The 21,966-nt window shown below is 30.3% G+C and carries 21 protein-coding genes; 18 read left to right on the top strand and 3 right to left on the bottom strand.

All coding sequences use genetic code 11. From position 1 onward, the window contains the following. Positions 1-170 precede the first annotated feature (170 nt). Complete coding sequence (locus tag ACUSRV_RS00105; protein ID WP_490139868.1) at positions 171-755, top strand: hypothetical protein; 585 nt, start codon at positions 171-173, stop codon at positions 753-755. Between the two features lie 172 nt (positions 756-927). Here the strand turns inward: ACUSRV_RS00105 and ACUSRV_RS00100 are convergent, their stop codons facing one another. Beyond that, positions 928-1,884: an ornithine cyclodeaminase family protein gene (locus ACUSRV_RS00100; protein WP_490139867.1), complete on the bottom strand. Its 957-nt coding sequence runs from the start codon at positions 1,882-1,884 to the stop codon at positions 928-930. A gap of 154 nt (positions 1,885-2,038) precedes the next feature. On the opposite strand from ACUSRV_RS00100, the gene ACUSRV_RS00095 reads away from it, so the two are divergent. The 8 genes from ACUSRV_RS00095 to ACUSRV_RS00060 all read left to right on the top strand — a co-directional run bounded on the left by ACUSRV_RS00095 (position 2,039) and on the right by ACUSRV_RS00060 (position 9,383). Beyond that, a complete protein-coding gene (locus ACUSRV_RS00095) occupies positions 2,039-2,839 on the top strand; it encodes a TrmB family transcriptional regulator (protein ID WP_490139866.1) in 801 nt (266 codons plus the stop codon). 123 nt (positions 2,840-2,962) lie between these two features. Next, complete coding sequence (gene cls / locus ACUSRV_RS00090) at positions 2,963-4,498, top strand: cardiolipin synthase (RefSeq protein WP_490139865.1); 1,536 nt, start codon at positions 2,963-2,965, stop codon at positions 4,496-4,498. Positions 4,499-4,538: 40 nt separating this feature from the next. Next, the gene (locus ACUSRV_RS00085) at positions 4,539-5,531 is read left to right on the top strand and encodes an oxidoreductase (protein ID WP_490139864.1); all 993 of its coding nucleotides are present in this window, start codon (positions 4,539-4,541) and stop codon (positions 5,529-5,531) included. Positions 5,532-5,738: 207 nt separating this feature from the next. Next, positions 5,739-6,641 carry a helix-turn-helix transcriptional regulator gene (locus tag ACUSRV_RS00080; RefSeq protein WP_490139863.1) on the top strand — a complete coding sequence of 301 codons (903 nt, stop codon included), beginning with the start codon at positions 5,739-5,741 and terminating at the stop codon, positions 6,639-6,641. A 95-nt stretch (positions 6,642-6,736) separates the two neighbouring features. Then, positions 6,737-7,297, top strand: a complete 561-nt coding sequence (locus ACUSRV_RS00075) for a DNA-3-methyladenine glycosylase I (RefSeq protein WP_490139862.1) — start codon at positions 6,737-6,739, stop codon at positions 7,295-7,297. A 228-nt stretch (positions 7,298-7,525) separates the two neighbouring features. Beyond that, a complete protein-coding gene (locus tag ACUSRV_RS00070; protein ID WP_490139861.1) occupies positions 7,526-8,290 on the top strand; it encodes a MerR family transcriptional regulator in 765 nt (254 codons plus the stop codon). A 171-nt stretch (positions 8,291-8,461) separates the two neighbouring features. Next, positions 8,462-8,884, top strand: a complete 423-nt coding sequence (locus tag ACUSRV_RS00065; protein WP_490139860.1) for a PPC domain-containing DNA-binding protein — start codon at positions 8,462-8,464, stop codon at positions 8,882-8,884. Between the two features lie 49 nt (positions 8,885-8,933). Beyond that, positions 8,934-9,383 carry a flavodoxin family protein gene (locus ACUSRV_RS00060; RefSeq protein WP_490139859.1) on the top strand — a complete coding sequence of 150 codons (450 nt, stop codon included), beginning with the start codon at positions 8,934-8,936 and terminating at the stop codon, positions 9,381-9,383. 52 nt (positions 9,384-9,435) lie between these two features. Here the strand turns inward: ACUSRV_RS00060 and ACUSRV_RS00055 are convergent, their stop codons facing one another. Further along, positions 9,436-10,251: an alpha/beta fold hydrolase gene (locus ACUSRV_RS00055; protein ID WP_490139858.1), complete on the bottom strand. Its 816-nt coding sequence runs from the start codon at positions 10,249-10,251 to the stop codon at positions 9,436-9,438. 83 nt (positions 10,252-10,334) lie between these two features. Then, the gene (locus tag ACUSRV_RS00050) at positions 10,335-10,901 is read right to left on the bottom strand and encodes a TetR/AcrR family transcriptional regulator (RefSeq protein WP_490139857.1); all 567 of its coding nucleotides are present in this window, start codon (positions 10,899-10,901) and stop codon (positions 10,335-10,337) included. 218 nt (positions 10,902-11,119) lie between these two features. Here ACUSRV_RS00050 and ACUSRV_RS00045 point away from each other — a divergent pair, with 218 nt between their 5' ends. The 9 genes from ACUSRV_RS00045 (at position 11,120) to ppnP (ending at position 21,813) form a co-directional block, all read left to right on the top strand. Then, complete coding sequence (locus ACUSRV_RS00045) at positions 11,120-13,474, top strand: YhgE/Pip family protein (RefSeq protein WP_490139856.1); 2,355 nt, start codon at positions 11,120-11,122, stop codon at positions 13,472-13,474. A gap of 131 nt (positions 13,475-13,605) precedes the next feature. After that, positions 13,606-14,352, top strand: coding sequence for a SagB/ThcOx family dehydrogenase (locus ACUSRV_RS00040; protein WP_490139855.1), 747 nt, complete (start codon positions 13,606-13,608; stop codon positions 14,350-14,352). A 33-nt stretch (positions 14,353-14,385) separates the two neighbouring features. Next, positions 14,386-14,868: a Cys-tRNA(Pro) deacylase gene (gene ybaK, locus ACUSRV_RS00035; RefSeq protein WP_490139854.1), complete on the top strand. Its 483-nt coding sequence runs from the start codon at positions 14,386-14,388 to the stop codon at positions 14,866-14,868. A 25-nt stretch (positions 14,869-14,893) separates the two neighbouring features. Beyond that, positions 14,894-16,231, top strand: coding sequence for a metallophosphoesterase (locus ACUSRV_RS00030; RefSeq protein ID WP_490139853.1), 1,338 nt, complete (start codon positions 14,894-14,896; stop codon positions 16,229-16,231). A 456-nt stretch (positions 16,232-16,687) separates the two neighbouring features. Next, positions 16,688-17,266, top strand: a complete 579-nt coding sequence (locus ACUSRV_RS00025; protein ID WP_490139852.1) for a helix-turn-helix domain-containing protein — start codon at positions 16,688-16,690, stop codon at positions 17,264-17,266. Between the two features lie 114 nt (positions 17,267-17,380). Next, on the top strand, positions 17,381-18,283 hold the full coding sequence (locus ACUSRV_RS00020; protein WP_490139851.1) for a trans-4-hydroxy-L-proline dehydratase activase: 903 nt from the start codon (positions 17,381-17,383) through the stop codon (positions 18,281-18,283). A 6-nt stretch (positions 18,284-18,289) separates the two neighbouring features. Further along, complete coding sequence (hypD, locus tag ACUSRV_RS00015) at positions 18,290-20,668, top strand: trans-4-hydroxy-L-proline dehydratase (RefSeq protein ID WP_490139850.1); 2,379 nt, start codon at positions 18,290-18,292, stop codon at positions 20,666-20,668. Between the two features lie 15 nt (positions 20,669-20,683). After that, on the top strand, positions 20,684-21,490 hold the full coding sequence (gene proC, locus ACUSRV_RS00010) for a pyrroline-5-carboxylate reductase (protein WP_490139849.1): 807 nt from the start codon (positions 20,684-20,686) through the stop codon (positions 21,488-21,490). 41 nt (positions 21,491-21,531) lie between these two features. Beyond that, positions 21,532-21,813 carry a pyrimidine/purine nucleoside phosphorylase gene (gene ppnP / locus ACUSRV_RS00005; RefSeq protein WP_490139848.1) on the top strand — a complete coding sequence of 94 codons (282 nt, stop codon included), beginning with the start codon at positions 21,532-21,534 and terminating at the stop codon, positions 21,811-21,813. The last annotated feature ends 153 nt before the right edge of the window (positions 21,814-21,966 follow it).

Genomic DNA, 21,966 nt, shown 5'->3' with positions numbered 1-21,966 from the left:
CTTATAGTATATTAGCGAGAGAAACTCGTAAAAATGTAAGATATAAGTAATGAAACTTATGGGAAGTAATAAAAATTTATTCTTTTATTATCAAATAGCCAGTTAGGTGTTTACGAATCATCTCAACTGGCTTTTATTTTGTGTACATAACAACAAAGGGGGACTTCATAATGGAAAAATATTGTTTATATATAGTTCTGACAAGAACAAATACAGTAATATCAAGAATTATACAATTTATTAAAAGTGATGAATATACTCACGCAGCTATTTCATTAGATAAAGAACTTAATAATATGTACAGTTTTGGTAGAAAGTATGCTCATAATCCTTTTTTTGGCGTATTTAGAAAGGAAGAAATTAATAAAGGAGTATATAAATATCATAAGAATTTACCTGGTGCAATAGTAGAAATTGAAGTAACAAAAGAGCAATATGAAGTTGCAAAAAATTTATTAAATCACTTTATTAATAATAGTGATAATTATAAATACAATTATATGGGACTTATTGACGGTATATTTAACAATGAAGTATATTGTGAAAATAGATTTTTATGTTCTGAGTTTGTTTATCATATCTTAAAAGAAAGTGGAATTGTAGATCTAAAAATATCAAGAAATCTTGTAAGGCCTCAAAACTTACTTAATATAGAGAACAATATCATTTATAGAGGTAATCTTAAAAATATAAAATTACAAAATAGCGATTGTAATATAACAGAATTAAAAAGTAGAAAATTAAGTGTTATTTAAGGCCGCTCTGAAATTAGAGAGTGGTTTTTGAATTTAATAAAGAAATTGGAATAAACATATATAAATTTGATTAATATAAAATATTTAGTTCCAATATCAATAAAAAGCCCAGTTAGTATTACTAACTAGACTTTTATGTTTTGAAAAGCTATATTAAATGAACAATTAGAGTCTAACCAAGTATTGTTCCAATACCTTTTTCTTTTGCTTTTTCCAAAATATATGCTGCAACAGATGTATCAAATAATGCCATCCCTACTGACTTATAGAATGTCGTCCCATCTGTCTTAATATTTCCTTTTTTAATTGCAGTTCCAAGTGTATGAACTTGTTCTTCTTTAATCCAACCTTCATGTAGGGGATTAATTAAATCTCCAGTTTCTTCTTTTGCAAAATCTACATCTATGTACATTTCATCTAATATTTCAAATAGACTTTGTGGATATTCTTGCATTGTTGGTTTATAAGATCCTATACCAATAAAATGTTTGCCCTTTAATAATTCTTTATCATCTGGAATAACTGGATCTTGTGAAGTTGTTGTAGTTATTATAATATCAGAGTTTTTCACAAGTTCATTTGTATTATCACAAATATTTATTTTAACATTTTGGATTGCAGCTTCTAAATCATTTTTAAATGTAATTGCTTTTTCAGGTGTTTTATTAAAAATATTGATAGTCTTAATATTTCTAATACTACATGCATATAAACTTTGATAAAAACCTTGAACTCCAGTTCCAATAATACCAATACTTTCTACATCCATAGGAGTAGTATGCTTAATTCCTGTTGCACCTACAGCACCTGTACGATATGCAGTTAATGTAGCACCTTCCATTATACATTCAATTTTACCAGTTTCAACATTATTTAATAACATAACTCCTTGTAAAGTTGGAACACCCTTTTTGGCGTTATCCCCATATAAAGTTAAGACTTTTGTACCTTTTACATTGTCTGTAAAACAGGGCATATATAAATAAGTTTCGTTACCTCTATTAACAGTTATTCTGTCTGGCATTACAAAATCTCCAGTTTCGTATACGTGCATAGCATTTTCTACTACTTCAATTACTTCTTCATATTCTATTGCATTTTTAATGTCTTCCCCGCTTAAATATAGCATATTTGTCACATCCTTATTTAATAATATTATAGTAGTTACTCTTAGTAACTAGCATATCAATGTTCATTTTTTATGTCAATATCAATTGACGTTTATTGTCAATTTTAGTCTCATATGTAATAATAAAATAAACTTTAGTTGTGGAGGATTTACTATGGAAAAGATTTTTTCCTTGATGAAAAAATTTAATTTTACAGAATATGAAACAAAAGTATATATTGCATTACTGAAAAATGGAAATGCCACGGGTTATGAAATAAGTAAGCAATCATCTGTACCTCGTTCCAAAGTTTATAATATATTAGAAACTTTACTGCAAAAGGGAATTATACAAAGCACACAAACAGCTCCAGTTTTATATACTGCAATTCCCGTAGATGAATTTATTGAAAAGATGAACAAAACTATTTCTAATGATCTGTCTGAAATTAAGCAATCTTTAGAACAATATAATGAGAATAAAATGTCTGATGCTCTATGGAATATAGAAGGATACAATAACATTATTGCCAAAAGCAAATATCTAATTCAAAATGCTAAGGAAGAAGTTTTGATTCAGATTTGGTATGAAGATCTAGACGAAGAATTGATTTCTATTTTAATGGAGAAAGAACAACATTTGGAAAAGTTTGTTCTTATTTTACTAAGTGAAGCAGGCAATTATAATGTACCCTTTAAGCGTTATTATAATCATGGTTTTGAGCGAGAAAAGTTAAAAGAATTGGGTTCACGTTGGATGACTATTGTAACAGATTCTGATACTATGCTTATGAGCACGGTTTACAACCATACAATAGCAGATGCAATTACAACTCAAAATCAGTCTATGGTTTTTTTAGCTAAAGAATATATTGTACATGATGCTTATACTGCTAAAATTTTGAAGAACTTAGATGAGAATACAAAGAAAAAATTTGGAAATAACTTAGAGAATATTCGAAAAATATATGAATAGATATGGATGTACTTTTATATATAATAAAAATTCAGTACTTTGTGCTGGATTTTTTTGTGTAAAAAATGTAAACAATATTAATTATATATAAATCTAAAAAATAATTTAAATAGGATGGTAAAAATGAAATTTATTAGAAGGTTTTTGGTTAATAGAGCTCTTTTTGTATCTCTTATAATACTAATACAACTACTAGTTTTAATTGGTGTTGTTTTAAAATTTAGTGATTATTTTATTTATTTCTATGGAATAAGTATTCTTATAAGTATAGTCTCAGTATTGCTGATTATTAACAGTAAGAGCAATCCTGCATATAAAATAGCATGGATGATACCTATACTTTTATTTCCGATTTTCGGAGGATTGTTTTATATTTTCTTTGGAAGAAACAAGCTAAGTAAAAAAGAAAAGTCTAGAATGAAATGTATAGAAGATAAAATGAGAGAAGTATTAAAACCACATGAAGTAATTTTAGATAATATAAAATTCGAAAATGAAGTTGCTAATAATCAATCAAAATACATCCAAAATTATGCCTATTCTCCAATATATAATAATACAATAACAGAATATCTCCCAATTGGAGAAGTGAAGTTTGAGAAATTAAAGGAAGAATTAAAAAAAGCACAACATTATATATTTTTAGAGTACTTTATTATCGAAGAGGGCGTAATGTGGAATAGCATACTCGATATATTAGTAGAAAAAGTATCAATAGGTGTAGATGTTCGTGTTATCTATGATGATATAGGATGCTTACTTACTTTGCCATATAGATACGATAAAAAGCTTGAAAAAATGGGCATTAAGTGTTGTATATTCAATCCATTAGTTCCTAAATTCTCTATGATGTTAAATAATAGGGACCATCGTAAAATTGCAATAATTGATGGTCATACAGCATTTACAGGGGGGATTAATCTAGCTGATGAATATATAAATGAGATTAATAAGCATGGTCATTGGAAGGATACTGCTATTATGTTTAAGGGAGATGCTGTGTGGAGTATGACTGTAATATTTTTGTCTATGTGGGATTATCTTAGAAAAGTCGATGAAGATTTTACAATGTTTAAGAAAGATATTCAACTAGATAATATAAAAGCCGGACAAGGATATGTTCAACCATTTGCAGATAATCCATTAGATAATGAAACTGTTGGAGAAACAATTTATTTAAATATAATAAATAAGGCTAAAAGATATGTTTATATTACGACACCGTATTTAATTATAGGAAATGAGATGGTAACAGCATTATCGTCAGCAGCAAAAGGGGGAGTTGATGTTAGAATAATTACTCCTCATTGTGGAGATAAATGGTTTATTCATGAGACTACTAGATCTTACTATAAAGTTCTTATTGAGAACGGAGTAAAAATTTATGAATACATTCCAGGATTCATTCATGCAAAAACCTATGTATCTGATGATGAATATAGTGTCGTTGGTACTATAAATATGGACTATAGAAGTTTATACTTACATTTTGAATGCGGCATTTGGATGTATGACAACAATAGTGTTATTGACATAAGAGATGATTTTTTTCATACTTTAGATATGTGCAGGCAGATTACTATAGAAGATATTACAAATATAAAGTGGCATAAGGCACTAACAAGAGCGATGTTACGTATATTTGCTCCTTTGATGTAAGCTTATATAAAATAAACATATATAAGGGATGTGATTAATAATGAAAAAAAGTTCAATTTTACTAGAAGAGCAAAGGGTAAAAGGTTTTATATTTAATAATAGATATGTATGTGCTCCATTTGACATAGCAAAGGCAAGTGATGATGGACTTGTTACTGATGAGTTATTGGCAATTTACGAACAGCGAAAGGGTCCATCTTTAATAGTTGTTGAACAGGCAGCTATTTCTCCTGAGGGTCAATATAGAGAAAAGCTCATTTTTGTAGATCGAGATGAATGTATAGAAGGATTATCTAAATTAGCAGATATCATACATAATAATAATCAGGTAGCCGTATTACAGATAAATCATTCAGGAAGTTCTGCAGATACTTCATTAACAAAAATGAAAGCTGTGGCTCCCTCTGCTGTAATACATCCTAATGTTAAAAGATCTATGCCTAGGGAACTTACTATAGATGAAATCAATAAAATTAAGAAAGATTTTGTTGAAGCTGCTATACGTACTAAAAAAGCTGGTTTTGATGGTGTTGAGATTCATAACGGCCATGGGTTTTTGTTATCACAATTTCTTTCACCACTTACAAATTTAAGAACTGATGAATACGGTGGAAGTTTAGAAAATAGAAGTCGTCTTCTTATGGAAATAGTTGGCGCAGTACGTGATGCAATTGGAGAAAAATCTCTTTTATTAGTTAGATTAGGTGTAGATGATCTTTTACCAGGAGGGCTTACACTAGAGGAAGGCTGTTTAGTATCTGAGAAATTAGAAAAAGCAGGTATTGATATTCTTGACATATCAACAGGCCTTCTTCCACCTATGGTATTACCCGGTCCTGCAATGTTAAGAGATGTACTTAGAACAGTTAAAGAGCATGTAAATATTCCTGTTATTGGATCAGGAGAACTATCTGATATTGAAATTGCAGCAGATATGGTAGAAAAAGGTGATGTAGATTTTATTGCCCTTGGAAGACCTATAATGAATCAGCCAAACTTTGTTGAAGAATTAATTAAAAAAATAAAAAATTAAGATGAATAGAGCATATATGTATATATGTTTACACATATAAACCACACTGAGTACGTCGTGTTAATAGGGACGAAATATAAAAAATATTTAAGCCTCATGAGGATAATTTACGAACACCTCCTTCTGAGGCTTTTATTATTATATATATCTTTAATAAGACATGCTCATGTCATATATTAATGATAAAATAAGTAGAGGTGATGTAGTATGCAGATTAACAGACTTCTTGAAATTGTATATATTTTACTTGATAAAAAGATTGTTACTGCTAAAGAATTATCTAAGCATTTTGATGTCTCTCAGAGGACAATTTATCGTGATATAGATACACTTAGTGGGGCAGGCATACCAGTTTCTACTAACAAGGGCAAAGGTGGAGGTATTAGACTACTTGAAAATTTTGTCCTCAACAAAGTTATACTTTCAGATAAAGAACAGATTGATATTATATCTTCACTACAAGGTTTAAATGCTCTTAATGTTCCAGATATTGAATCAGTTCTTAAAAAGCTGGCCGTTATGTTTAAAAGGGATAGTATAAGCTGGATTGATGTAGATTTTTCTCATTGGGGTAGCAATGATGCCGAAGGAGAGAAATTTAATATACTTAAAGTAGCAATTTTGAATAGAAATATTGTAACATTTGACTATTTTAGTTCACTTGGGGAAAAAACAAAAAGAACTATTGAACCTCTTAAGATTGTATTTAAGAAACAAAGTTGGTATGTTCTTGGTTACTGTAAAACAAAATGTGATTTTAGAATATTTAAAATAACAAGGATAAGAAATCTAACTTCAACTAATGAATTCTTTCAAAGAGATATTCCCAAGAATGGGTGGTGCAACTTCCAAGCCCCCAATTATAGTATGGTAAAACTCGTTATGAGAATTGAAGAAAAGATGGCATATCGGATATATGACGAATTAGCTCAAGGAGATATTGTAAAAAATCCGGATAGAAGTTTTACTGTGACTGTATCATTTCCGGAGGATGAGTGGGTTTATGGATATGTGCTGTCCTATGGTAATTATGCAGAAGTTTTAAAACCAAACCATATTAGGGAAATTATAAAAAGAAAAATGGAAGATAGCTTGAAAAAATATTTATAATATGACGCCATGTTGTCATATTAAGGTTGGTATAATAAACGGAGAAATAAAAAAACGAAAGGATACTAATCAAAAAAAGAATGGAGGAATTTTTAATGAGTGCATGTTTATGGCCTGGAGAAAGTCAAATGATGAAGGAGTATCATGATAATGAGTGGTGTGTAGCAAGCCTTGATGATTCATATATATTTGAAATGCTTACATTAGAAGGTGCACAATCAGGATTATCATGGAATATAGTTCTTTCTAAAAGAGAAGAATATAAAAGGGCTTTTCATAATTTTGATATCGTTTATTGCTCAAAGTTAAGTGACGAAGATTTAGAAAACATCAGAGAACAATATAATGTTATTAAACATCTATCAAAACTAAAATCTGTAAGAAGTAATGCCTTAGCAGTCATCAAAATCCAACTAGAATTTGGAAGTTTTTCAAATTTCTTATGGCGTTATGTTGATTTTAAACCGGTGATAAACAATTGGAAATCCGACGGAGATATTCCTGCTCAGACTACTCTGTCAGAACAAATCAGTAAAGATTTAAAAAAACGAGATTTTAAGTTTGTGGGTCCAATAACTGTCTACTCATTTATGCAAGCAATCGGCATGGTAGATGACCATATAAGAACATGTCCTCACCATTCAAAAAACAGATAGACCTTAAATTATAATACAAAGAAGAAGTAGAATAAAATTTAGAAAGATAAAATTTTAGCCCTAATAGTTTAGGGCTTTCTTATTGTTCAAAAGTAGAATAAACATTTAAATATTCAGAGATTTGCTGCATAATCCGGAAATTTTAGAAAAATATAAAAAGTATTTTTAAAAAGCTGTTGACATTGACGTTGCGTAAAGGTGTATATTAATTTTATAGGAGGGATGCAGATGGAATATACAGTGCAAAAGCTAGGAAGTTTAGCAGGTGTTAGTACAAGAACACTTAGATACTATGATGAAATAGGAATTCTTAAGCCGGCAAGAATTAATTCATCAGGATATCGAATTTATGGTCAAGAAGAAGTCGATAGGTTGCAGCAAATAATGTTCTATAGAGAGCTTGGTGTAAGTTTGGAAGATATAAGAGATATAATAAATTCACCTTCTTTTGATGGAGCTAATGCACTTAGAGAACATCGTGAAAAACTCCTAGAAAAAAGAAACCAATTGGATATTTTGATAGCTAATGTAGATAAAACAATATCGTTAACAGAAGGGAGAATTGAAATGAGTAATAAAGAAAAATTTGAAGGTTTTAAGAAGAAAATGATTGATGATAATGAGAAAAAGTATGGTGCAGAAATTAGAGAAAAGTATGGCAAGGATACTGTTGAGAAGTCAAATGCTAAATTAATGAATATGACAGAAGAGCAATACAATGAATTTGAAAAGCTAGGTGTTACCTTAATGGAAAAGCTTAAAGAAGCATTTGCAACGGGCGACCCAGCAGGTGAGCTAGCACAGGAAGTTGCAGATTTACACCGCCAATGGCTAAGTTTCACTTGGCCTAGTTACAGCAAGGAAGCACATGCTGGTCTTGCTCAAATGTATGTTGATGATGAAAGATTTACAGCATATTATGATAAAGAACAACCAGGTGGAGCAGAATTTTTAAGAGATGCAATCTTCATTTACACTGGTATGAAAAAATAATAAAAAATTATACTATAAAACCACTCTCAAATTAGAGAGTGGTTTTATAGTATAACAAAGCTAGTCTCTGAGTAAATGAACTAATTTAATGATAAAAAGTCAAAAACTTAATATTTCATGGTAAAATAGAAAGTATAATATATTGTATTTATAATGAAAAGGAGTTATATTATGGAATTTAAAAAATTTGGAAATAAATATATTGTGAGACTAGACAAAGGTGAAGAAATTGTTGAAACTCTAAAGAAGTTTTGCAAAGAGCAAAATATTAAATTAGGTTGGGTAAAGGGAATTGGAGCAGTAAATAAAGCTACAATTGGTTTATTTAGACCTTATTATAAGAAATATTATTCAATAGATTTAAGTGGAGATTATGAAATAACAAGCCTTTTAGGGAATATTTCTACAATGAATGATGAAGTTTATTTACATTTACATATTAATTTATCTGACATAGATTATGAAACATATGGTGGTCACTTAAATTCAGCAATAATAAGTGTTACAGGAGAAATAATGGTAGAGGCTATAGAAGGCACAGTAGAAAGAGAACTAAATGAAGAAATGGGAATAAACTTCTATAAATTTGATTAATTAGAATCATATTGAAAACTATGTGGTGTCTTAAAAAAGGGGTTGTGAAATGAAAACACTAATTGTGTATTATACGAGTACTGGTAATACTGAAAAAGTAGCAAATCAAATACAAAAGCAAACTGGCGGAGTAATTGAAAAAATTGAAGATAATATTAATAGAAGAGGGATACTTGGATTTTTGAAATCAGGCCTTCAAGCTGCTAGAAAATCTATTGTTTCAATTAATGAACCGACTTATAATCCTAGTGATTTTGACCAGATTATTATTGTATCCTCAATTTGGAATGGAACTATTAATTCACCTATGAGAACCTACTTAGAAAAATATAAGAAGGAAATAAGCAGTTACAAGTTAGTTTTAGTGCGTGGAGGAATAGAAATTGAACCAGTAGTTTCAGAAGTGATAAATATATTAGGAAAGTCTCCTATTAAAGTATTAGGCATCAAAAATAAAGAAATAAAACAAAATACTGTAAACCTAGAAGAAGTTTTATAAAAACAAGATAACCGTGTTAAAGTAAAAGCAACACGGTTATCTTATAATATCTTTAATTACCTATAAATTTTACCAATTCTTCATTAAATTTGTCCTTCTCGTCATAGAATAATCCATGACCGCTAAATTTAAATGGTACAAGTTTTGAATTTTTTATACATTGTTTTTGTATTTCACCTAATGGGAATAAAACAACCTTGTCGTGAATACCATGGAGAATTAAAGTTGGTACATTTATTTTTCCTAAGTCTGAAAAGAGTTTCTCTTCTTGTAGCCAAGTATTTGCAATGGCCGCAGTGGACCAACTTGCTGCCTGTAGTCCTAATCCAAAGAACCATTCTGAGAAGGGTTCGGTTGTGTGATGATAGAAAAATATATCGCCGAAATCTCTAAGCATTTTAGGACGATCTTTATACGTTCCCTCAATAATTTGCAGTACAGCTTCTCTATCTATACCATAAGGAAAATTAGGTCGCTTGATAAGACTAGGGGCTGCTGCAGCAAATAAAGCGAGTTTAGAGACTCCATAGCCTTTATGGCGAGCCATGTATCTTACTGCTATTGCTCCTCCTGTTGAATGACCTGCCAGTGTAATATCATTTAAATTTAGCACCTCAATTATACGTCTAACATCGTCTGACAATCTATCATAGTCGTATCCTTTATAAGGTCTATCTGAATTTCCAAAGCCCCTGGTATCTATTCCAATACATCTAAATCCCATCTTAGGAAGAATATTAAATTGATATTCAAACAGTTTATGACTTCCGGGCCAACCGTGCAGAAATAATATTGTTTTTTCTCCTTCAGGATTAAGATCTTCAACATAACATTCTACATGTGGTTCTACTTTGATATAATACCCCATTTGACACCTCCATTAATAAAAATCCTATAGTATATAGATTATTCAATTAATGTCAAATGGTGAATTATAAAAATAGATATGAACTATTTCAAGGAATTTATTCCGTTTGTAATAATACCAGTGACAAAGGTAGCCATATCTTTTGGAGAGACTTGCATATCATCTTCTAACCATTGCTGTATAACACCTATATATCCAGATATGACAAAAGGCCTAAAATAATTTAAGTTTATTGGAGATATTTCAACGCCTAAGTGTGGTTGGGACTCTTTAATAGCTTTCTTAAACTTCTCTATAAAAGCATAGTCGCCATCTGGTCCAAGTAATATTTTGCAAATCTCTGCATTTTCTTGCGCAAACTCAAACACAAAAGTAAAAAAGGATGACATGTTGTCATAAGTAGCTATGTCCTTTGAAAATTTTTCAAAAGCTTTATTGAAATCATCAAATAGTTCATTCTCTATTTGCTCTAGCATATCAAATGTATCTTTATAGTAAAGATAGAAAGTTGATCTATTTACATCTGCCAGATCAGTTAATTCTGTTACTGTAATTTGATTGATTTTTTTTTCAGACATAAGCTTTGTTAAGGCTTGAAGCAGAAGTTTCTTGGTCCTGCGTATACGTCTATCTATTTTTTGTTCATTCATAATAAAGCCTCCATGGGGTTATTAATAATTAAGATAATCGACATATATGGAAAGTATGTTGATTTATCGACGAATGCACAACACATTGATGGTTGAACATACACCACACATATCTTATAATACACATGTGTAGATTAAAATACAATTGTTTTTATGAATTAGAACTCAACTATATTTAATTTACTTATAAAGTAATGACACCGAAGGGAGGTAAAAGTATGAATATAAAAAACAAAAAAGATAATAAAAAATTCATAATGACTGTTCTAGCTATATCAATTATTGCTGTAATGTTTGTACCAATGCTATATTCTTCTATATATCTTGGGTCTATATGGAATGCATATGGTAGAATAGATAAGGTTCCTGTAGCTTTTGTAAATATGGATAAATCATTTACTAAAGATGGAAAAGAATATTATATAGGTAAAGAATTAGAGAACAATCTCAAAAACAACAATAAAGTAAACTGGAAATTTGTAGACTACGAAGAAGCAAAGAAGGGGTTAGAAGGTACTGACTATTATGCAGTTATACAAATACCAGAGGACTTCTCAAAGAAAGTTGCAAATGCTCAAAATGGAGAGTTTGATAATCCAGAGATAATATATATGGCTAATAAAGGAAAGAACTTTGTTTTCTCTCAGATTTCTGAAAAAGTCGCCAATAGTATTAAGTTAGAGGTGAGTTCTAATATACAAAAAGAAATATCCAAAGCACTTGTAAATAGTCTATATGATATTAAAGTTTCCATAAAAGATGCCGGTGATGGAGCAGGTAAGCTTCAAGATGGAACACAAAAACTTTTAGACGGAAGTAATAAATTAACAAATGGTGCTAAAAAGGTTGCAAGTGGTTCAATCCAACTTGAAAATGGCTTGAATGAGGCGGCTAACGCTTCAATAAAACTACAAGATGGAACACAAAAACTATTTAATGGTAGTAGTGACTTATCAAACGGACTTAACTTAGCGGCTGGAGGTTCAAAACAGCTTGAAGTGGGACTGAAATCACTTATCGATGGTGAAAATCAGGTAGTAGACGGTTCTACTTTATTAGTTAATGGTCTAAATGATTTCAAAAGTAGTTTAACTAAAACAAATAATCAAATTCCGCTATTAGTAAAAGGAGCATCAGATCTTAATAGTAATACTATACTGATTGAACAGGGTGCGCAACAATTAAATAATTCTCTTAATACCAATCTTAATTCATTAGCAGATGGTGTTAAAGAAACTTCAGATGGTATTAATCAGGCATCATCAATATTAAATGCCCAATTAGATAACATAAACAATTCTAACTTAAGCCAAGATGATAAAGATAAGCTAAAAGCTGCGATTTTAGCTGTAGATAAAGTTAATAAATCAAATATAAGTGCTAATATTGAAGCTCCAATGAGAAAATTAGGAGATTCGGCACAACCTCTAGTTGGTAGCATAATACAACTAGAAGAAGGCACTAAACAAGTTTCTGAAGGTGTTAGCCTATTGGCAAATGGATTATCTGATAACCAAAGTAAGGCTGAAGCTGTTTTAGACCAACTAATAAACGGGGCTAAGGGAATTCAAAATGGAAGTAGCAGCATACTTGCTGGATTAAATATAATTGCTGGAAAAACTGGAGAACTAGGATATGGATTAGACAAGTTAAATAGTGGTTCAGCTACATTAAATGAAGGATTGAAAGTTTTAAATAACGGTAATATTACTCTAAAAGAGGGATTAAATACTGCTGCTATAAAGACAGGTGAACTGTCAGATGGACTAAAACAACTGAGCGATGGGTCGACTTCTTTAAATAATGGATTAAATGATGCTAATGACGGAGTAACTAAACTTAGCCATGGACTGAACAATGGTTATGGCAAAATAAGCGATAATCTTAAGTTTAACTCTGAAGATATGTCTAAGTTTGTTTCAGAACCTGTATCTTTAAAAAATAACACAATAAATGATGTGAAATATTATGGAGAAGGCTTTGGACCATATTTTATTTCATTGTCATTATGGATAGGTATAATGCTTTTAAACATAATAATTTCAATTGAAAAACCTTTAAATATATTTAAAAATAAGTTTGTAAATAGTTTTATTGGAAGATTCGTAATAGGTTCAGGGCTTGTGACTCTTCAAGCTTTAATTTTAAGTTTTGTTCTTATAAAATGGCTTGGTATCAACCCTGTAAATATTACTAGCTTCTATATAAGTAATATATTTATAGCAATAGTATTCTTTAGTGTTATGTATGGAGTATCTCATGCGATAGGTGTTTTAGGAGCCCCAATTATGTTTATTGTATTATTGCTACAGCTTGCTTCTTCTGGGGGAACCTTCCCAATAGAAACAGCCCCTGCATTCTATCAAGCTATTGGAAAGGTTATACCTATGACTTACTCAGTAAATACACTTAGGATGATTATATCTGGAGTTAACTCCTCTTTACTGAGCCACAATATTGTAATATTGATTACTTTTATGATTGTATTCTTATTTGGAGGAGCTCTAATAAGGTTAGTAATCGAAAAGATAAAAAACAAAGAGGAAGTAATTGATAATTCACAGATAATATAAAAATATACAAATCATAAAACTACTCAATTAATTGGGTAGTTTTATTTTATATACGCATATGCAAAAGGGTATTATAATTTTAATAGAGAACTATATATTAAAATTACAATATACAAACCAGGGGGATTACTATGTATAAATTAAAACAATTAAGGGATTTTATGAAGTCTAGTTTTTCGGATTGGGATGATATACAGTCAGACCAAGAAAAGAAATTACCACAGCCACCATTAGAGAAGCCTTGTGTTAATTACTTAGAAATTATAGATTTGCCAAAGGCAACAGAAGATGTACTTTTAAAAGTAAATGTATTTGATATTATTAGCTCTAGAAAAAGCCGTAGAAAATACAAAGAAGAAAAATTAAGCCTAGAGGAGTTATCGTTTCTTCTTTGGTCAACGCAAGGGGTAAAAAAAGTTAGACCTAATAACTATGCTACAATAAGAACTGTACCATCTGCAGGAGCTAGACATCCCTTTGAAACATATTTAATAATAAATAGAGTTGATGGATTAAAAAAGGGACTTTATCGTTACTTGGCTGTAAGCAACCAACTAGCTTTAATCTTTGAAGATGATAATTTAGAAGAAAAAATTTCTAAAATATCACATGATCAAATATTTGTAGGCAATGGTGCAGCAACATTTATATGGACTTGTATTCCTTATAGGGGTGAGTGGAGATATTATATATCATCTCATAAACATATGCTATTAGATGCAGGACATTTATGTCAAAATCTATATATTGCTTGTGAAGCTATTGGATGTGGAACATGTGCAATAGGAGCTTATGATCAAACTCAGATAGATAAATTAATTAATGTAGATGGAGAAGATGAGTTTGTAGTTTATTTAGCACCAGTTGGGAAGTATTAAAATGCAATATAGAATAGGAGATGAAAGTACAATATGGCAAATGTTAAAACTAATGCTATGCGTATTCTAGATCAAAAGAAAATAGATTATAGCATTATTACATATGAAAGCAATGATGGGAAAATAGATGGTGTTTCAGTTGCCCAAAAAATCGGAAGAGATCCAAAATTTGTTTATAAGACATTAGTTGTTCAAGGAAGCAGCAAAACTATATATGTATTTATTGTGCCAGTTAAAGAGGAATTAGATTTAAAAAAAGCTGCAAATGCTGCAGGAGAAAAAAAGGTTGAGATGATACCAGTAAAGGATATATTAAAACATACAGGTTATATAAGGGGAGGATGTTCTCCAATAGGAATGAAGAAAAACTATACAACTTTTATAGATAGTAGTGCTTTAGAAATAGACAATATTGTTGTAAGTGCAGGCAAAATCGGAATTCAAATAGAATTAGAAAAATCTAAATTAGCACAAGCTTGTAATGCTGAATTTAAAGACTTCATACACAAAACTTAAAAAATATAGAAGCATGGAGAAGTATATGAAAATCAATAAGAGCGTTTTGACATTTATAATTATATTAATAATTGTTACATTTAGTATAATTGAATATAGTGCTTCTAAGGAATCTAAAATTAAGTCTGGAGAAGAGGTTACCTATTTTATAGCAACAGATACTCACTACATAGCAGAAAGTTTGACTGATGGTGGAGAAGCATTTCAAAAATTTGTTAATAGTGGTGATGGAAAACAATTAACTTATATCCATGAAATAATGGATGCCTTTGCTAATAATATTAAAAAGAAGAAACCAGATGTTCTTATTATTAGTGGAGATTTAACTAGTAATGGAGAGAAAGAAAGTCACTTAGAGTTAGCAAAACGATTAAAAGAAATTGAAAAAATGGGTACTTCAGTTTATGTTATTCCGGGGAATCATGATATACTTAACCCCTATGCAAGAGGATTTAAAGGCGACAAACAATATAGAACAGACTATATAAATAAAAAGGATTTTAGCAAACTTTATAAAAACTTTGGATACAAAGAGGCTATCTCTAGAGATAAAACTACATTGAGCTACCTTGCGGCCCCTTCAGAAGATACATGGTTATTGATGCTTGATACTGCTCAATATAAAAATAATTTAACTCTTGGATATCCACAAATAGATGGTAATATTTCTCCAGAGACTCTTGAATGGATAAAAGAGTGTGGGGATTTGGCAAAATCAAAAGGAGCAAAGCTTATTCCAGTTATGCATCACAATTTATTAGATCATAGTAAAAGAATAAGTAAAGGCTTCACCGTAAATAACAATGAAGATGTTATAAAGGTATTTCAAGAGTATGAAATTAGTTTAGCTTTAAGTGGACATACCCATATTCAAGATATAAAGAATAAGGATAATTCAATTTACGATATTGTAACAGGCTGTATTTCTGTATACCCTCAAAAATATGGGGTTCTTAAATATTCACCAAGAAGTGGAATTGATTATAGTACAGAAAGTGTTGATGTAGAGGGTTGGTCAAAAGCAAAAGGAATAGTAGATGAAAATCTTAATAACTTCAATGAAGTTTCTAGGGAATTTTATGGAGATATGATATATTCTAAAGTTGTTTCTAGATTGGGAATCACTGATTTTTATACTACTAAGGAACTTAAATTAATGGGAGAGACTTATAAAATATTGTACTTAAGGTATTATGAAGGTGAGAGGGAGATAGTTACAGAAGAAATTAGAAACTCACCTGGATTTAAATTATGGCTAAATTCTGAAGAAGCTCCTTTTCAAAGTAATGTACTTAGGCTAGTTACTACCAACGGAGAAAATAACAATAAACTTCATATTCCAAATTATAAAATATCAAAATAAATTGCCCCTACATCACAAAAAGTGAGGTAAGGGGCAATTTATTTATTTACAATTGTTTCCCTGAATAAAGTATATATTAGAATTAATTTCTAAAGTTATTTTTGAGTTTTATATAAATCTATTACTTTTTCAAAAATATGATAAAGGAGGGTTATACGTAAATTTTATTTTATAGTTATGAAATTATTTCAATGCAATGAAAAATTATATGGATTTCGAGAAAATAATATAGTATAATGAAAATGTGATGATTGACAATATATAAACAGGTAATATAGTAACAGTAAATACAATAATATACATCGTGGTTATAGAGTTATGATATTATAACTAAAATATTTAACAATAGAAAACTTTCATGATACTGAAATTGCCAAATGAATCAGTTACTCTTTTAGTTTTGATAGCTGTGATATAATAAATTCATAATATTAAAATAGAAAAGAGGATATAGATATGACAGAAGATTTAGGAAGAAAAATAAAAGAATTAAGGATTAATAAAGATTTAACATTAAAAGATTTGAGCGCAAAAACAAATTTATCTATTGGATTTCTATCGCAATTAGAAAGAGGGTTGACAACTGTTGCTATTGATTCTTTGAGTAATATTGCTGAAGTACTAGAAGTTAACTTGTCATACTTTCTAGATGGCCCTAAATATAATAAAAAAGTTATACTTCGTAGTTATGAAAAAGAAGTATTTCAAGTATATAGTAATCAATTTATACATTATCATTTAACTAATGATGTTGGAGAAAAAAATCTTTTACCGAGATTAATAGAAATACTTCCAACTAACAGTAAGGAAGATGTAGCACCATATACACATGGAGGTGAGGAATTTATCTATGTTTTAGAGGGTATACTCACACTGTTTATTAATGATGAACAACATGAACTATATCCAGGAGATAGTGCCCATTATAATTCTAATGTTATCCATAATTGGGCAAATTGTACAAGTAAAACAGTTAAAATACTAACAGTACATACTAATAGTGTTTTAAAAGAAAAAAGTGAAAATAAAAAATAAGAGCTTAAAATATATAAGGTATTAATTTAATACCTTATATATTTTAAATAGGGTAGTTACTTATTTAACAATAAAATAATTTCCGTTTAATAATTTTATATGGGGGATGGTTAAATGGCTTTAGGAACTGTAATAAATATTCAAAAATATTCAGTACACGATGGCCCTGGTATTCGTACAACAGTTTTCCTTAAAGGATGCCCGCTAAGATGTTGGTGGTGCCATAATCCAGAGAGCGAGTGTCTAAAGCATGAAATTATGTTCTTTGAAGAAAGATGTTCAAACTGTGGAGTTTGTGCTAAAAGGTGTATGCAAAACGCAATAGATATTGATAATAACTACCCAGTCGTAGATGAAAATAAATGTGTACTTTGTGGTAAATGCACTGATTTCTGTCCAAATAACGCGAGAGAATATGTAGGAAAAGATATGACGGTACAGGAACTTATGAAAGAAATAATAAAGGATGAAGTGTTTTATGATGAATCTAATGGAGGAGTTACATTTTCAGGAGGAGAACCACTATTACACTCAGATTTTTTAAATGAAGTTTTGAAGAAATGCAAAACTAGGGGAATTCATACAACTGTAGATACAAGCGGTTATGCATCTTGGGATAAATTTGAACAGATATATGATAAAGTTGATTTATTCTTATTCGATATTAAACACATGGATAATGAAAACCATATAAAATATACAGGTGTTGAAAATATTTTAATAATAGAAAATCTAAAAAAACTTTCAGATAAAGGAAGTAATATATATGTTAGAATGCCTATTATTGCAGGAGTAAACGATAATGATGAACATATAGATAATTCCATAGAGCTTCTTTCAAAACTAAATATATTACAGGTTAATTTACTACCATATCATAAAATGGGTATGGATAAGTATAGAAGGCTTAACATGGAATATAAATTGACAGGTATGGAAAAGCCATCTGATGAAAAGATAGATGAAATAGTAAACAAATTTAAAAAATCTAATATAAAAGTAAAAATAGGGGGGTAATGAGTTATGATGACTGAAAGAGTAAGAAAATTAAGGGAACAAAGTTTAAACGCTATTCCTCGTATTTCCATGGAAAGGGCAAAAATTGAAAACGAAGTTTACAAAAAGTATGAAGGTAAGGTTTCTATTCCAGTACTTAGAGCATTAGTTTTGAAAGAATTAATGGCTAATAAAAAACTTTGTATTAATGATGGAGAATTAATAGTTGGAGAAAGGGGAGAAGAACCAGCTGCAACTCCTACATATCCAGAATTATGTTGTCACACTATTGAAGATTTAGAAATAATGGATAAACGTGAAAACATATCTTTTAAAGTAAATGAAAATGATAAAAAAATACAAAAAGAAGTTATAATTCCTTACTGGGAAAAAAGATCAATGAGACATAAAATTTTGGAAAGTATGAGTGACGAGTGGAAAGAATGTTATGCATCAGGGATATTCACAGAGTTTATGGAACAAAGGGGTCCTGGACATACTACTGGAGACGATAAAATATATAAAAAAGGATTTTTGGATTTTAAGAAAGATATTGAAAATGCAATTGCAAATCTTGATTTTTATGAAGATGATGAAGCACTAGATAAAAAAAATCAACTAGAGGCTATGAGCATTGCTTGTGATGCAGTAATGATTTTGGGAAAACGTTATTACGAGTATGCAAAAGAATTGGCACGAAAAGAAGAAAATACAGAAAGAAAATTAGAGCTTTTAGAAATTGCAGATATATGTGCACATGTTCCAGCTAATGCTCCAAGAACATTTAGAGAAGCACTTCAAATGTATTGGTTCGTTCATTTATGTGTAATATCTGAATTAAATCCATGGGATGCTTACAACCCAGGAAGATTAGATCAACACTTATATCCATTTTATAAAAAAGAAGAAGATGAAGGAACATTGACAAGAGAACAAGCTGAAGAACTATTACAATGTTTCTGGGTTAAATTTAATAATCAGCCAGCACCACCAAAGGTTGGTATAACACTAAAGGAAAGTGGTACTTATACAGACTTTGCAAATATTAATATTGGTGGAGTAAAAATAGATGGTTCAGATGGAGTTAACGAAATAAGTTATCTTTTACTTGATGTAATAGACGAAATGAGATTGTTACAACCAAGTTCAAACGCACAAATAAGTAAGAAAAGTCCACAAAGATTTGTAAAGAGAGCTTGTGAGGTATCTAGAGAAGGCTGGGGTCAGCCATCTATGTTCAATACAGATGCTGTCGTCCAAGAACTAGTTAGAGCAGGTAAATCAATAGAAGATGCTAGATGTGGTGGAACAAGTGGTTGTATTGAAGCGGGAGCTTTTGGTAAAGAGGCATATATTCTTACAGGATATTTTAACTTACCTAAAATACTAGAGATAACATTAAATAATGGTATTGATATAATAACTGGAAAAAAATTAGGTATTGAAACAGGTGATGTTACTAAGTTTGAAAGCTATGAAGAAATATTAGAAGCTTTTAAAAAACAGCTTAAGCACTTTGTAGATATAAAAGTAAAAGGAAATAGAGTAATCGAAAGGCTATATGCAACACTAATGCCAGTACCATTTCTTTCAGTAGTAACTGATGATTGTATATCTAAAGGAAGAGACTATAATGCTGGCGGTGCTAGATATAACACTACTTATATTCAAGGTGTTGGTATCGGAACAATTACTGATTCTTTAACTGCTATAAAATATCAAGTATTTGATAAAAAGAATATAACTATGGATGAATTAATGAAAGCCCTAGAAAATAACTTTGAAGGTCATGAAGATATACTAAATTTAGCAAAGAATAAGACGCCTAAGTACGGTAATGATGATGATTATGCAGATGAAGTAATGAAGCAAATATTTGATGCATACTACGAAGAAGTAAATGGCAGAAAAAATGGAAGAGGTGGAGTTCATAGAATAAATATGCTTCCAACTACATGTCATGTATACTTTGGATCAGTTATGGGGGCAAGTGCAAATGGAAGAAAGGCATATGTTCCAGTTTCAGAAGGCATTTCACCAGAAAAGGGAGCAGATATAAATGGACCTACATCTGTAGTTAAATCAGCAGCCAAAATGGACCATTTAAGAACTGGTGGAACTCTATTAAACCAAAAATTTGATCCTTCTGTTGTTCAAGGGGAAGAGGGATTAAATAATATGGCCAGTTTAGTAAGAGCATACTTTACAATGGATGGTCACCATATTCAGTTTAATATTATAAGTAGAGAAACTCTTTTAAAAGCTCAAGAAAATCCTGATGAATACAAAGATTTAATTGTTCGTGTTGCTGGATATAGTGATTATTTTAATAATCTTGATAAAGTATTACAACAGGAAATAATAGATAGAACAGAGCAGTCTTTTGAAGGGGCTAGCTGCTGTTAGTAAAGGGGAATGATTATGAATAAGATAATAGGATTTATAGGATGCGGCAATATGGGGCAGGCGATGATTGGAGGAATAGTTAAAGCCAATATAGTTGTTCCAAGTAATATAGTAGTAGCAGACTTAAATGAGAAAAGTCTAAACGAAGCTAAAGAAAAATATGGAGTAAAAACAACTACTAATAGTAGTCAAGTGGCTGAAATTAGTGATATTTTAATTCTATCAATAAAACCTGATTTATATCCAATAATCATTAAAGGAATAAAGGATGTAGTTAAAAAAGATGCAGTAATAGTAACAATTGCAGCAGGAAAGTCTATTGAAAGTACTGAAGAGATATTTGGAAGAAAGTTAAAGGTAGTTAGGGTAATGCCTAATACACCAGCTCTTGTAGGAGAAGGAATGTCTGCTTTATGTCCAAATGAAGTAGTAACTAAGGAAGAGATAAAGGAAATAACAGATATTTTTAATAGCTTTGGCAAATCGGAAATAGTAGGGGAAAAATTAATGGATGTTGTTACTTCTGTTAGTGGTTCATCTCCAGCATATGTATATATGTTTATTGAGGCTATGGCTGATGCAGCAGTATTAGACGGGATGCCAAGAAATCAAGCTTATAAATTTGCAGCACAAGCTGTACTTGGAGCTGCAAAGATGGTACTAGAAACTGATATGCACCCAGGTGCACTTAAAGATATGGTTTGCTCTCCAGGAGGAACAACTATAGAGGCAGTTGCAACTCTTGAAGAAAAGGGACTTCGAAATGCAGTTATTTCAGCTATGAGAAATTGCACTAAAAAGTCTAAAGAGATGTCTAAATAGATTTAAAAATAAATCAAATATTTTAATAAGGGGAAGAGAATATGTTTAAAACAAATGAGTATTTTGAAGGAAAAGTAAAATCTATAAGTTTCATGGCAGCAGAAGGTCCAGCAACAATAGGAGTAATGGCAGTAGGCGATTATGAGTTTGGGACATCAAGCAAAGAAATTATGACAGTAACAAGCGGAATGATGGAAATTATGCTTCCTGGAAGTGATGAATGGAAAGAATTTAAACAAAATGAAACATTTGTCGTAGAAGCAAATAATAAATTTGGAGTAAGAGTTAAAGAAGAAACGGCATATCTTTGTCTATACAAATAGAAATAATAATACCCCTACCGAACGAAATGAAATGAACCCCTTTAAGTAGACACCCCTTAAACCCTAGTGTAGACTAGCGTAAAGGGGTGATTTTTATGTCAAGTAAAAGATATTCAAGTGAATTTAAAATAAATGCAGTTAAGCAATATATTG

This window comes from Sporacetigenium sp. TC11 (genome assembly GCF_058146105.1).
The sequence above is the reverse complement of the archived record's forward strand: the minus strand, read 5'-3'. Positions and strand labels throughout refer to the sequence as shown.

Excerpts from the sequence above, each read along its gene's own strand:
- ACUSRV_RS00105 (WP_490139868.1), top strand. The coding sequence starts at position 171 with ATGGAAAAATATTGTTTATATATAGTTCTGACAAGAACAAATACAGTA.
- ACUSRV_RS00100 (WP_490139867.1), bottom strand. The coding sequence starts at position 1,884 with ATGCTATATTTAAGCGGGGAAGACATTAAAAATGCAATAGAATATGAA.
- ACUSRV_RS00095 (WP_490139866.1), top strand. The coding sequence starts at position 2,039 with ATGGAAAAGATTTTTTCCTTGATGAAAAAATTTAATTTTACAGAATAT.
- cls (WP_490139865.1), top strand. The coding sequence starts at position 2,963 with ATGAAATTTATTAGAAGGTTTTTGGTTAATAGAGCTCTTTTTGTATCT.
- ACUSRV_RS00085 (WP_490139864.1), top strand. The coding sequence starts at position 4,539 with ATGAAAAAAAGTTCAATTTTACTAGAAGAGCAAAGGGTAAAAGGTTTT.
- ACUSRV_RS00080 (WP_490139863.1), top strand. The coding sequence starts at position 5,739 with ATGCAGATTAACAGACTTCTTGAAATTGTATATATTTTACTTGATAAA.
- ACUSRV_RS00075 (WP_490139862.1), top strand. The coding sequence starts at position 6,737 with ATGAGTGCATGTTTATGGCCTGGAGAAAGTCAAATGATGAAGGAGTAT.
- ACUSRV_RS00070 (WP_490139861.1), top strand. The coding sequence starts at position 7,526 with ATGGAATATACAGTGCAAAAGCTAGGAAGTTTAGCAGGTGTTAGTACA.
- ACUSRV_RS00065 (WP_490139860.1), top strand. The coding sequence starts at position 8,462 with ATGGAATTTAAAAAATTTGGAAATAAATATATTGTGAGACTAGACAAA.
- ACUSRV_RS00060 (WP_490139859.1), top strand. The coding sequence starts at position 8,934 with ATGAAAACACTAATTGTGTATTATACGAGTACTGGTAATACTGAAAAA.
- ACUSRV_RS00055 (WP_490139858.1), bottom strand. The coding sequence starts at position 10,251 with ATGGGGTATTATATCAAAGTAGAACCACATGTAGAATGTTATGTTGAA.
- ACUSRV_RS00050 (WP_490139857.1), bottom strand. The coding sequence starts at position 10,901 with ATGAATGAACAAAAAATAGATAGACGTATACGCAGGACCAAGAAACTT.
- ACUSRV_RS00045 (WP_490139856.1), top strand. The coding sequence starts at position 11,120 with ATGAATATAAAAAACAAAAAAGATAATAAAAAATTCATAATGACTGTT.
- ACUSRV_RS00040 (WP_490139855.1), top strand. The coding sequence starts at position 13,606 with ATGTATAAATTAAAACAATTAAGGGATTTTATGAAGTCTAGTTTTTCG.
- ybaK (WP_490139854.1), top strand. The coding sequence starts at position 14,386 with ATGGCAAATGTTAAAACTAATGCTATGCGTATTCTAGATCAAAAGAAA.
- ACUSRV_RS00030 (WP_490139853.1), top strand. The coding sequence starts at position 14,894 with ATGAAAATCAATAAGAGCGTTTTGACATTTATAATTATATTAATAATT.
- ACUSRV_RS00025 (WP_490139852.1), top strand. The coding sequence starts at position 16,688 with ATGACAGAAGATTTAGGAAGAAAAATAAAAGAATTAAGGATTAATAAA.
- ACUSRV_RS00020 (WP_490139851.1), top strand. The coding sequence starts at position 17,381 with ATGGCTTTAGGAACTGTAATAAATATTCAAAAATATTCAGTACACGAT.
- hypD (WP_490139850.1), top strand. The coding sequence starts at position 18,290 with ATGATGACTGAAAGAGTAAGAAAATTAAGGGAACAAAGTTTAAACGCT.
- proC (WP_490139849.1), top strand. The coding sequence starts at position 20,684 with ATGAATAAGATAATAGGATTTATAGGATGCGGCAATATGGGGCAGGCG.
- ppnP (WP_490139848.1), top strand. The coding sequence starts at position 21,532 with ATGTTTAAAACAAATGAGTATTTTGAAGGAAAAGTAAAATCTATAAGT.